Source organism: Psychrobacter proteolyticus, assembly GCF_038155145.1.
GTDB lineage: Bacteria > Pseudomonadota > Gammaproteobacteria > Pseudomonadales > Moraxellaceae > Psychrobacter > Psychrobacter proteolyticus_B.
In genome coordinates this window covers 316,780-329,052 of the sequence record NZ_JBAKAY010000002.1, presented here as the reverse complement: position 1 = coordinate 329,052, position 12,273 = coordinate 316,780, and the positions used below count along the sequence as shown (strand labels likewise).

The window sequence follows — 12,273 nt, the reverse complement described above, 5'->3', positions numbered from 1 at the left end:
TCTAAAAACAGTCGCTTTAATCGTTATAGATTATTGTAGCGTATATAGAATGAGGATGACTTGTATTATTTTTATCATAGTAAACGCTTATAAAGTCAGCCAAAATAAATAAATGAAACCCAATCGTGTCAAAAAGCGTATTAAAGAGACATATCAAAAAAAGGAAGGTGCCATATGAACAACGAAATGAATAATAAAACCTATCTTATCATCGGTGGAACAGGCGGCATTGGTCAAGCCATGGTACAGCAGCTAATACAAAAAACGACTGCTAATCAAACGGACAATCAATCTAATCAAAGCCATCGCACACAAGTATTTGCTACTTATCATCGCAATGATCCGAATATTGAAGCAGAAAACCTGCACTGGTTACCGATGAACGTCAGTGATGAGGATAGTATTAAAAAAGCTGCCGATAACATTAAGCAGATGGTCGGTCATGTGGATTGGGTAATCAACTGTGTAGGGTTATTGCATACAGAGACAGCACAGCCAGAAAAGGCCTTGCGACAGATGGACACGGAGTTCTTTTTGCAAAATATGCAAATCAATGCCCTAGCAAGTTTGCTGATAGCCAAACATATCAAACCATTGCTCGCCAAGGCTAATCGCAGCGCCAACCATCCTGCTATTTTTGCGACCGTATCAGCCCGCGTCGGTAGCATCACTGACAATCAGCTAGGCGGCTGGTATAGCTATAGAATGAGCAAGGCGGCGCTCAATATGGGCATGAAAAACCTGAGTATCGAATGGAGCAGATCACTTAAAGATGTGTGCGTGGTGATTATGCAACCAGGTACTGTCAACACTCAGCTTTCTGCGCCGTTTCAAGGCAATGTCGCTGAAGGGCATTTATTCTCGCCAGCGTATAGCGCGGAGTGCTTATTGGAAGTGCTCTCAGGGATGACGGCAGCCCAATCAGGCAGTTTTGTCGATTGGGCAGGAGAGTCAATACCTTGGTAGCCATCAAACTGACGCTAGCGTACTAGTAAGCCATCAATCTAATACGCTTCAAACAGCGCCATAAACTCATTAACAGGCGTCTGCTCCAGTCTTTCTTGATCGTCGCACAGCTCAACGATCTGCTGACAGCGACTTTCGATAAAACGAGTGGCCAGACTGGCGCGGAACTTGGCTTCCAGTACAGGGATGCCCTCAGCGCGGCGGCGTTTATGCCCGATAGGATATTCAACAGCCACTTTTTCTGTACTGCTGTCATCGTTGAAAAATACTTGAATGGCATTAGCGATAGAGCGCTTGCTTGGGTCATGATAGTCTTTTGAATACTGCGCGTTTTCCTCTACAACCATCTTGCTGCGCAGCTCATCGATTGACAAATGCTGTTCGTGATAGTCATCCTCGTAGTTCTCTGCCATCAGATCGCCTGTCAATAGTGGGACAGCCACCATATACTGCAAACAGTGATCTCGATCTGCTGGATTGGCAAGCGCGCCTTCTTTTGAAATGATGCGAATCGCTGAGTCATGGGTAGTCAGGACAATTCTCTCGATATCGTCAATTCTGCCTTTGATATGTGGGTGCAAAATAACCGCCGCTTCACAAGCGGTCTGAGCATGGAACTCAGCAGGAAAGCTTATTTTAAATAATATATTTTCCATCACATAACTACCAAAATCTCGCTGGAATTTAAAACGACGTTCGCCTTCAGGCTTTGTCGCTAGATCCTTATTGGTATGGCTAAATAGCACATCATAGAATCCCCACTGCGGTGCGGTTAATGCGCCAGGGATACCCATTTCACCACGCGCCGTTATATCTACCAGACGTACCGCACGACTGGTCGCATCACCTGCTGCCCATGATTTTCGGCTGCCAGCATTGGGTGCATGACGATAGGTGCGTAGTGCCTGACCATCGACGATGGCTTGTGAGATTGCTGCCATGATGCGCTCACGTGGCAGCTGATAAAGTTTGGCGACGACGGCTGTTGATGCTAACTTGACCAAAAAAACATGATCGAGCCCCACACGGTTGAATGAGTTTTCGAGTGCCAGTACGCCTTGAATTTCATGCGCCATGATCATGGCTTCAAGCACTGCTCTCATGGTCAGTGGTGCTTGTCCTTGGCTGATATTTTTCTGACTAATATAGTCGGCGACCGCCAAGATACCACCCAAGTTATCAGAAGGATGGCCCCATTCGGCAGCAAGCCACGTATCGTTATAGTCAAGCCAGCGCACCATACAGCCAATATCAAAAGCGGCCTTGATGGGGTCTAGTCTATAGGAGGTGCCAGGGACGCGAGCGCCATGCGGCGTTATTTGATCGGGGCAATCAGGCCCCAAGTGCTTGGTGCACTCAGGGAAGCGCAGCGCAAGTAAGCCACAACCAAGCGTGTCCATTAGACAGTGGCGCGCGGTATTCCATGCATCAGTAGGGTTTGGGGATTGCTCGTCTATTGAATAATTAAGAACGTAATCGGCAATTTTTTGAATTTCATCGTCATATTCTGGACGAACGTTGCTCTCTACAGTTGCATCGTTAATATTTGAATTGGCTGTATTTGAATCGTTATCTAAGTGATTATTTGACATGGTTGGTTCCTCATCCTGAGTGTGCTACTTCCTTGACTGATTATCTCAGCGATCCTTTTAAAGGAATCGTTATTTAAAAGTAGCATACTCAATATGGAACAACCAATTTGAATTATGTTAAGAATTAAGACGTTAGCAGCGATCTAAATCATTAAGTACAACAGACCTAAAACAAACAAAGCGGCCATGATAAACAGCAGGAAACTTAAAACTTTGGTCGTGGTTGACGCGGTGTCTGTGCTCTCTTTTTTGATTTTATTTTTCTTTGCAACGTATAGCACCATTTTTACATGCTCGATATTGTCCTCGAGGTAGTGCTCGCCTTCAGGTACAAAACCTAACGACTCGTAAAAGCTAAGCAAGTAAACCTGTGCCGAGATAATAATCGGGCGCTTTTTACCATACTTTTTGCGGCACTGTGCAATAGCCTGATTCATCATCTGCCGTGCCAGACCATCACCTCTATGCTCTGATAGCACAAGCACTCTACCGATAGCAGGCATCGCAGTGTGGTTGGTCTTAATCGCAGGATCAGCTACTGATAGGTTGGATTTTAGCTTATTAAACTCAGGTGGAATGATACGGCAATAGCCCACCAATGCTGCATTTTGATGAGCGATTAGGTGCAAGCAATCAAAATCCACTTCATCCATATCTTGATAGGCACAGTTTTGTTCGACGACAAACACTTGCGAGCGCGCCTTTAAAATATGGTACAAATCAACTGAGGTCAGCTCGTCAAAGGTTTTTAAAGAAAATTCACAAGTCATAGTGGGCTAGCTTCTGGCAATAGGCAGTAAAAGATTGGCATTATAACGATTTAGGCAGGCATTAACCATTCCTAACCGTTTAGGGTCTGGCTGATTTTATCTAAGTTTAGGCTATCAGACATAGCGCTAAAGATTTCAAAGTATTTGCCGCGTTGGGCATAAAGTACCTCATGTGTACCTGTCTCAACCACTTCGCCATTTTCTATCACCACGAGATCGTCGGCATCGATAATTTGGGCGATATTGTGCGAGACCATAATGACGGTACGGTCTTTTTTGATCAGATCTAGGCTTTTTTTGACCTGTTGACTGGCTATAGCATCTAGACTGGCTGTCGGCTCGTCCAAAAACACAATAGGTGGGTCTTTTAAAAACATCCTTGCCAGCGCAATACGCTGCTGTTGACCACCTGATAAGGACTTAGCAGTGCTCTCATAGCCATCCGCTAACCCTATGATCTGCTCGTGGATAGAGGCTTTTTTTGCAGCCACGATGATGTCATCTTCGCTGGCATTCATATCGCCATAGCGGATGTTTTCACTAATCGTACCCGAAAAAATATGATTGCTCTGTAGTACTAGGCCGATGCGCTGACGCAATTCGTGGGTGTCACAGTCAGCCAAATCATGCCCGTCTAGACATATCGTGCCAGCATCTGGGGCATAGAACTTGACCAATAGATTGATAATTGTGCTCTTGCCTGCGCCAGAGAGACCGACCAGCGCGGTGATACGATTGGGCTTGATAGTAAAGCTGACGTTTTTTAGCGCTTGCGTGCCATTAGGATAGGTAAAATCAACGTTTTTAAGCTCGATATGACCCTTTAGGTTTTCGCTACTGATACCATCGATGTTTTCGACTTGCTTATCATCTTCTAAAATATCAAAAAACCCTTCGGCATAGGTCAATGCATTATTTATCTGGTCGTAGATGCGGTGCAATTGACGGATAGGGGCGGCGACATTTTGAAACAGCATGACATGAAACAAAATCATACCAATAGTCATCTCGCCTTTTAGCACAAAATAAGCGGTGAGAAGGATGATAACCACCACACCAATCTGCTCGATAAAGGTTTTGATGGCATCATAAATAAAGCCAATACTACGAATGCGCAGTTGATTGTCCGTCATTTCCTTTTGAATGGCTAAGTGCTTTTCAGCCTCGATAGATTCACGGACAAAGGATTTCACCACGCTGATTGAATTAATCAAAGAGATCACCAAACCGCTTTTGGCTTCTCGAAACCCACGCATCTGCCGACGAAACCCTTGCAAACGGCGTGCTTGCTTTTGGCTGATAAAGAAGTAAATGGGTATGATAATAAGACCGACCATGCCAACCCAAAAATTGGTCGAAAACATGATGATAAGTGCCACAATTGCATTGGCAAATAGCGGTAGCATATCGATAAAGAAGTTTTGCACGAGACTGGTTAAGCTGCTGACCCCGTAATCAATACGGGTTTGCAATTTACCACTGTCGTTCTCACTGCTGGTATAAAACGCCATGCGATAGGTGAGGATGCGCTCAATGATTTTTTGAGACAGGTCGCGAGACAAGTTGATACGAATCTTTTCACCAAAAAAACGCTGACCAAAAGAGATGAATATCGACAGTATCTCTTTGGTCAGCAATACCGCACTAATAATGCCTAGCATACGCAGACCTGCTTGCCATGGCTCGGCAAGCGTGGCAATTTCGGTCAAGGTATCGACGGTATAACGTAGTACAAACGCATTAACCTGAGCGGTAAAGGAGCCTAAGGCGGTCAGTGCTAAGGTGGCGATAATAAGCAGACGATAAGGTTTAGCAAATACCGCCAGTTTTTTTAGAATATCCCACAGTAGTGCCCGCCGTTCTTTCTTTTCGACGGGAGGCTTTTTGTCTAATTGCACACGGCGTGGCTGGGGAGATGTCGGCATATGTAATTTTTATAATTTTATTTCAAGTTTTTCTAAATTTCAGGATAATCGTCTAAAGGACTTTGACAAAGGGTTATGGTATCGTCTTCGAAGTGTATTGCTATCTTTCTTGCTATTAGCCTCATGCGATGAAAACAAATAATTGCTTCAATTAAAGTTACATCATCTGGATGAGCTTCATGAGTCAGTGTATTCCTTCTATTTGAAATATCCTCATATGCTTTTACCCATTCTTCGGGTATAGGTTCTACACCAAGTTTATTCCAATTATTAACTCTGTTTCTTACGCCCATTCTCTCATGCTTATTTTGCTCACGTTCAAGAATTCCCGCAAGTAGCTTGTCTGAACCCCTATTAAGAATGTCTTTTAAAGAAACTTTCTCATCTAGAAAATTTTCCTTATTTTTATCTAATAATTTTTTATACAAGTCGAATTCATAAGCTTCAAGAAGGCAGAAGTTGTATAGAATTATTTGAGTACCTACTATATGTTCAATAGGTGTAAATTCTTTCTCATGACCAAATTTTACACCGCCATGTTCTGAAATATCAGAGGGTTCAGGTTCTCTAAAGATCAAAGAAATAGTTACACTTAACTCATTTGATAAATCATGTACCAACGGTAATAGTTTTTCATCTAAGTCTGGTCTATTAGCTGCAGTAGACAAACAAGGAGAGGTAGACCATGCTTCTTTATCCCAATTCATCATTTTTTTTGCTGAAATTGCTAAATCCGACGTTCTTACTGCTGAAAGTGTAAACAAATTCATTCGTTCAATGACTTCATTAAATACCATATAATTTTAGCCTTTATTTTATTAATCTAGCTATTGGAGGTTTAAAATATGTCAGAGAACAATATCATCAAAATTAAAATGCATCCGCTGGCACAAAAACCTCACCAACCATAATACGCCTTGCTGAGCGGCTCATCGACACTTTTTTGGCTTGCCAGCGCCCATCGACCATTTCAGTCTTACCACCGACGAGCAATGTGCCTGATGGATGGCCAAAACGCACCTCTGTCAGCTCGCCAGCACCTGCCGCTTGATTGACGAGCGTGCCTTGTGTGGTTGCTGCGGCGGCAATAGCGACTGCGGCTGTACCCATCATGGCATGATGCAGTTGACCCATACTCATAGCACGTACCACTAAATCAATCTCGTCTGCATCGACCGATTTACCACTAGAGGCGGTATAGCTCTGTGCTGCGCCAACCCAAGCGATTTTAGGAATGTGTTGGCTGGTCTGTGCCTCGCTCACGTCTTTAAACAAACCCATCGCTACGCCGCCTGTGGCACGGATTTTCTCAAGCTTGGCTAGTAGCTCGCTGTCGCTATTGATATCGCCTTGTAGCTCAGTACCCGTAAAGCCCAAATCTTCCGCTTTCATAAAGATGGTTGGGATACCAGCGCTAATAAAGGTAGCTTTGACACTATCAGCATCTAGACCGCAGCCAGCAACATCGAAGTCATCAACCAAGTTGCCAGTAGGGAACATGTCGCTTGTGGCATCTACAGGGTCGATAAACTCAATTTTGACCTCAGCCGCTGGGAAGGTTACACCGTCTAATTCAAAATCGCCCGTTTCTTGAACCTGTACTTTATCATTCGCGTCTTTATAGACTGGCACATGAGCAATAATGGTTTTACCAATATTTTCTTGCCAGATACGCACTTCACAAATACCGCTATCTGCATTGTCATCGATGCTATGAGCAATCTTGTCAGCATCGACCAAACCCATATTAATGGCACAGGCACCGACGGCCGCGGTTAAGTTGCCACAGTTACCCGCCCAGTCAATCATAGGTTTGGCGATATTAACTTGTCCAAACAGATAATTCACATCGTGGTCTGGTCTGTCAGAGGCCGATAAAATAACCGTTTTTGACGTGCTAGAGCTACCATTGCCCAAACCATCAATCTGCTTGCCGTAAGGATCTGGACTACCGATGACCCGTAATAGGAAGTTATCACGTGACTCGCCAGCGACTTGGCAACGCTCAGGTAATTCAGATAATTTAAAGAAAGTGCCTTTTGAAGTACCACCGCGCATATAGGTAGCAGGGACGGAGATTTGTGGGATATTAATCAAAGAGTGTGACATGGTAGAAGTATCTCAGTAATAGGAAAGTTGACTAAATATTTTTAATCGTATTTTTTCAAGCTATAAATTAGATCATCTAACTTATTTAAATGATCTTTTAAAATTTCTTTGTCTATTGCCATCAACCCAGATCTATGCACTAACATATTTCTAAAGCTATGTATTTCGTATATACACTCTCTCTCTTCCATAGTTATGATATTCTTATGCTTTGAAAGAAAATCAGCCTGCATTCTGATATTGCTTTTATTTGTTTCATGTTTTCTATACACATCATTTTCTTCTGATATGTTTTCGCATTTACCCTTTACTATATCTGATAGTATGTTATATCTACTTAAAAATTCGAAAGACTCTTCATTTGCAGAGCCTGTTAGGTTCTCAGCTAGCTGATCTCTTTCTTCATCATCTAGTTCCAAATTATCAATACTATTTAGGGCTTCTTCTATAGCTTTTATTATTTCATCACTCTTGGATTTAAGTTCTTCAAACTCAGATTTGTTTATACCTCTACAGTGTGCAATTTTATTTCTTAAATCATAAAGTCTTTCCCATCTTGTTTCTATATACTCTGAACTAACATCAACTCTATTTTCAAAATACTTTTCCCAATTATTATATGGTATGAAATTTTCTAAATCAATTTTTCGAATAATATGATCGTCCGACTCTTTCTTTAAAGATTCGATATATTTTTTTGGGTCTTTCTGAGTATAGTCAGTGAACAAAAATTTAGATAACTGTATAAAGTCTACTTCTAGTAATATATTTTGATCGTTATTGTTATTTTTACCTCTTATAGACTCTTTGACACTTAAAGGTGTTGTTGATTTACTCCAATCATATCCTATACTTATTGCCATAAATTTAGAAATTAATTTCCTCATAATATTTTCTAAATTAAATATTATTGGGTATGCATTTTTGCAATAAAACTCTCCAACTCCATCATATAAAACTATCACTTGTCTGCCGCTACATGTGCTACATATTTTTCTAATATTCTTTAATAATTTATCATATTCTTCTATGTGGAGGCTTTCATCTTCATATTTTTTTTCTAAACATAAATTGTAATATACTGAGTTATCAGGAAGATTGCCGCTTGTAATTGTATAATTAAATTTAATATCGTTATACGATAATTTATTATCGTTAACTATTTTAATACCTTTTATTAGTTGTAATAATTTTTTAAAGTCACTTATGTCTGAACAAACTTCTTGTTTAATATCAAATGTTATTAGATATTCATTTTTCATAGCGCTTTTCTCATATACTCTATTAGCAATAATTAAATTTAAAAATAGTAAGAATTAATATAAATGATTTAGTAATAATACCGATAAGCAATAATCGTTAAATACGTGTAATCGATACATCTTGACCAAAATCCCGATAAATTTTCTTTTAGGGGTTCAGGTTTGTCAGTATAGATAGTCTTTCCAAGAAGCCTCTGTCCATGCTAGTTGCTCACTTATTATTATATTCTTTGGTCTGATTAAAGCCTTTGATTTCAAATATTCTCAATGTCGTCATTCGTATGTTCATTGTCATCGCTGCGACCGTCACTTTTATCACTGCCTTCTGCCATATCAATTAGCTCACGCGTAACGACCTTATCAGCTCTATATTGGGTAATAGATTTCGCTAACTGCGCCGCATTGGCAGGAGATTTTAATAAATAGACGGTTTCCATCAAGGCGTTATAATGAGCAAGCGACATCACAACTGCATCATTATCATTGTGACGACCTATAATGATCGGGTCATCATTATAATTTACAGTATCTAAGACAGCTTCAAAGTCTTTGTTAGTTTTAGAAAAGCTGATACGTTTCATGGAATTTCTCTTAGTAATAACCTTCATCAAGTATCATATAAATATCCATTACTATCAACGAGAAAGCCGATGTCATATAAGGTTATACAACATCGGCAACTTTCATACTTTGCTGCTTATCACGCTAAAACCTAAAGGATAGCCTTAGACAATATCGAGCGTACCTTCGATAAACTCTTTAGCAAAGCGCTGTAGCATACCGCCAGCATTGTACATTTTGACTTCATCAGCTGTATCTAATCGGCAGATAATAGGCGTCTCAGTGGTACTACCATCGGCACGATGGATCACTAGAGTCATCAACCCGCCAGCCGAGACTTCACCTGTGACATCAAAGGTCTCTGTACTATCGATATTTAACGTATGGCGAGTCGTACCTTCCTCGAACTGTAAAGGCAGCGCGCCCATACCCACTAAGTTTTGACGATGAATACGCTCAAAGTCCTCAGCGACGACGGCTTCTACGCCAGCGAGACGGACACCTTTGGCAGCCCAGTCACGGCTTGAGCCTTGACCATAGCCATCACCTGCGATGATGATAAGCGGCTGCTCACGGTTCATGTAGGTTTCAATCGCTTCCCACATGCGCATGACTTGACCTTCTGGTTCGACGCGCGCCAGTGAACCTTGGATAACTTCGCCATCTTCATCGCGTACCATTTCGTTCAATAGTTTAGGGTTGGCAAAGGTGGCACGTTGTGCGGTTAAATGGTCACCGCGATGGGTCGCGTATGAGTTATAGTCCTCAGCAGGCAAGCCCATAGTATCTAAGTACTCGCCAGCTGCTGATGAGCCAAGAATGGCGTTTGATGGTGACATATGGTCGGTTGTGATGTTATCACCAAGGACTGCAAGCGGGCGTAGGCCTGTCAGTTTATTTTTCTTAGCCATTTTGCCTTCCCAATACGGCGGACGGCGGATATAAGTGGTCATGTCACGCCAGTCATATAATGGGCTTAGTGCCTTACCTATGTCTTTTTTGGCTTCATCAAACATTGGGATATAAACCGCATTGAACTGCTCAGGCTTCACGGCAGCAGCAACAATGGCATCAACCTCTTGATCATCAAACCAGATGTCTTTTAGATAGACGTCATTGCCGTCTTGGTCTTTGCCCAATGAGTCTTTTTCGATATCAAAGCGGATGTTACCAGCGATGGCATAAGCAATAACCAGTGGCGGCGATGCCAAAAATGCTTGCTTGGCATACGGATGGATACGACCGTCGAAGTTACGGTTACCAGATAGCACTGCTGTGGTAAATAAATCATTATCGATGATTTCTTTTTCGATATCAGGGTCTAGCGCACCGCTCATACCATTACAAGTGGTACAGGCAAAACCAACCACATCAAAGCCGATTTCTTGCAATTCTGGCATCAGGCCTGCTTCTTCTAGGTACATTTTGACCGTTTTTGAACCAGGTGCTAAGGATGACTTCACCCAAGGTTTACGTAATAAGCCTTTGGCATTCGCATTACGAGCGACAAGGCCTGCGGCTACCATGTTGCGTGGGTTTGAAGTATTGGTACAGCTGGTGATAGCAGCGATAATCACTGCGCCATCTGGCATGAGACCGTTTTTTGGTTCAGGCAGTTTTTCGTCAGCGCCATGAGCGATACCTTTGGCAACCAAGTCAGTAGTCGATACACGGGCATGTGGACGCGACGGACCTGCCATATTACGTACGACTGATGACAAATCAAACTCAAGGACGCGTGCGTATTCGGCTTTTTCCATGCCGTCAGCCCATAGGCCCGTTTGCTTGGCATACTGCTCAACCAATTTAATCTGTTCCTCAGAGCGACCAGTCAAACGCAGATAATCAGTGGTTTGCTCATCGATATAGAACATCGCGGCAGTGGCACCATATTCAGGTGTCATATTGGAGATAGAAGCGCGGTCACCGACACTTAGCTGGCGTGCACCGTCACCAAAGAATTCGATATAGGTAGAGACCACACCTGCGTCGCGTAAGAACTCAGTCATTGCCAGTACAAGATCCGTACCAGTGATGCCTTTTTGCAATTTTCCCGTTAATTTGACACCCACATAATCAGGCAGGCGCATATAGGATGGGTTACCTAGCATGACGCTTTCAGCTTCTAGACCGCCAACCCCGATTGAAATCACACCTAGTGCATCAACCATCGGCGTGTGGCTATCAGTACCAACCAATGTATCGGCAAACGCGACTTCTTCACCGGCTTTATTGTGCACGACCTGTACGACAGGTGACATTTTCTCTAGGTTAATCTGATGCATGATGCCGTTACCAGGCGGTACGACGTTTACATTGTCAAAAGCATACTGGCACCAGTTGATAAAGTGAAAACGGTCATCGTTACGGCGCTCTTCAATCGCACGGTTTTTCTCAAATGCGTCATCTTCGAAGCCTGCGTGCTCAACGGCCAATGAATGGTCAACGATAAGCTGAGTTGGCACGATAGGGTTTACCTTGGACGGATCACCGCCTTGCTCAGCGATAGCATCACGCAAGCCTGCCAAATCAACAAAAGCAGTCTGACCCAAGATATCATGACAAACCACGCGGGCAGGATACCAAGGAAAGTCTAGATCTTGCTTGCCTTCGATATGCTGCTTTAGCGCATCGGTTAACTCTTCTGGTGGGCAACGGCGTACTAGGTTTTCACACAATACTTTTGAGCAGAACGGTAGCTTGTCGTACGCGCCAGCTTCGATACTCTCGACGGCCTCGCGGGTGTCAAAGTAATAAAGGTCAGTACCGGGAAGTGGCTTTTTGAATTCATCGTTCATTGGTTGTACTAGGGCGTTGTCCATAAGTCACCTTTGGCTGTTGGCTAATTATAATAAGTAGTTAAGCGTTGATATCGGGTAAAAATTCATTCCTTTAGCAAAATTATCGTTCGTTATCATAGGCTTTGCTAAAGAAGCGATATTGAAAATTAAAAGGGCATGGTCTATAGAAAAGATAGTGTATGACGATTAAACCTAAAAAAACCATAGCAAGGCTCAATCATCATACCTGTATCAGCTAACACTGCCGCTAGCTGATAAGATTATTTAGCACAAATCATCTTAATAAT

Annotated in this window: 9 protein-coding genes; 1 reads left to right on the top strand and 8 read right to left on the bottom strand. The window is 42.5% G+C overall.

Annotation, left to right across the window (positions count from 1 at the left end):
- Window positions 1-174: 174 nt before the first annotated feature.
- Window positions 175-966 (top strand): SDR family oxidoreductase, encoded by a 792-nt coding sequence (locus V6252_RS03790; RefSeq protein WP_341609339.1) that lies wholly within the window; start codon window positions 175-177, stop codon window positions 964-966.
- A 38-nt stretch (window positions 967-1,004) separates the two neighbouring features.
- Here the strand turns inward: V6252_RS03790 and V6252_RS03785 are convergent, their stop codons facing one another.
- The 8 genes from V6252_RS03785 to acnD form a co-directional block, all read right to left on the bottom strand.
- On the bottom strand, window positions 1,005-2,558 hold the full coding sequence (locus V6252_RS03785) for a bifunctional 2-methylcitrate dehydratase/aconitate hydratase (RefSeq protein WP_341609338.1): 1,554 nt from the start codon (window positions 2,556-2,558) through the stop codon (window positions 1,005-1,007).
- Between the two features lie 143 nt (window positions 2,559-2,701).
- Window positions 2,702-3,328 (bottom strand): GNAT family N-acetyltransferase, encoded by a 627-nt coding sequence (locus V6252_RS03780; RefSeq protein ID WP_057760177.1) that lies wholly within the window; start codon window positions 3,326-3,328, stop codon window positions 2,702-2,704.
- A gap of 71 nt (window positions 3,329-3,399) precedes the next feature.
- Entirely contained in the window at window positions 3,400-5,253 is a 1,854-nt protein-coding gene (locus V6252_RS03775) for an ABC transporter ATP-binding protein (RefSeq protein ID WP_341609337.1), read from the bottom strand.
- Between the two features lie 32 nt (window positions 5,254-5,285).
- Entirely contained in the window at window positions 5,286-6,050 is a 765-nt protein-coding gene (locus V6252_RS03770; protein WP_114699994.1) for a hypothetical protein, read from the bottom strand.
- A gap of 73 nt (window positions 6,051-6,123) precedes the next feature.
- Complete coding sequence (gene prpF / locus V6252_RS03765; RefSeq protein WP_341609336.1) at window positions 6,124-7,362, bottom strand: 2-methylaconitate cis-trans isomerase PrpF; 1,239 nt, start codon at window positions 7,360-7,362, stop codon at window positions 6,124-6,126.
- 41 nt (window positions 7,363-7,403) lie between these two features.
- Window positions 7,404-8,624 (bottom strand): hypothetical protein, encoded by a 1,221-nt coding sequence (locus V6252_RS03760; protein ID WP_341609335.1) that lies wholly within the window; start codon window positions 8,622-8,624, stop codon window positions 7,404-7,406.
- A 254-nt stretch (window positions 8,625-8,878) separates the two neighbouring features.
- On the bottom strand, window positions 8,879-9,205 hold the full coding sequence (locus V6252_RS03755; protein WP_341609334.1) for a type II toxin-antitoxin system prevent-host-death family antitoxin: 327 nt from the start codon (window positions 9,203-9,205) through the stop codon (window positions 8,879-8,881).
- 144 nt (window positions 9,206-9,349) lie between these two features.
- Window positions 9,350-11,983, bottom strand: coding sequence for a Fe/S-dependent 2-methylisocitrate dehydratase AcnD (gene acnD / locus V6252_RS03750; RefSeq protein WP_341609435.1), 2,634 nt, complete (start codon window positions 11,981-11,983; stop codon window positions 9,350-9,352).
- Window positions 11,984-12,273 lie beyond the last annotated feature (290 nt).

Bases quoted from the DNA above. Each gene is read 5' to 3' on its own strand.
- V6252_RS03755 (WP_341609334.1), bottom strand. From the start codon at position 9,205: ATGAAACGTATCAGCTTTTCTAAAACTAACAAAGACTTTGAAGCTGTC.
- V6252_RS03760 (WP_341609335.1), bottom strand. From the start codon at position 8,624: ATGAAAAATGAATATCTAATAACATTTGATATTAAACAAGAAGTTTGT.
- V6252_RS03785 (WP_341609338.1), bottom strand. From the start codon at position 2,558: ATGTCAAATAATCACTTAGATAACGATTCAAATACAGCCAATTCAAAT.
- acnD (WP_341609435.1), bottom strand. From the start codon at position 11,983: ATGAACGATGAATTCAAAAAGCCACTTCCCGGTACTGACCTTTATTAC.
- V6252_RS03790 (WP_341609339.1), top strand. From the start codon at position 175: ATGAACAACGAAATGAATAATAAAACCTATCTTATCATCGGTGGAACA.
- V6252_RS03780 (WP_057760177.1), bottom strand. From the start codon at position 3,328: ATGACTTGTGAATTTTCTTTAAAAACCTTTGACGAGCTGACCTCAGTT.
- V6252_RS03770 (WP_114699994.1), bottom strand. From the start codon at position 6,050: ATGGTATTTAATGAAGTCATTGAACGAATGAATTTGTTTACACTTTCA.
- prpF (WP_341609336.1), bottom strand. From the start codon at position 7,362: ATGTCACACTCTTTGATTAATATCCCACAAATCTCCGTCCCTGCTACC.
- V6252_RS03775 (WP_341609337.1), bottom strand. From the start codon at position 5,253: ATGCCGACATCTCCCCAGCCACGCCGTGTGCAATTAGACAAAAAGCCT.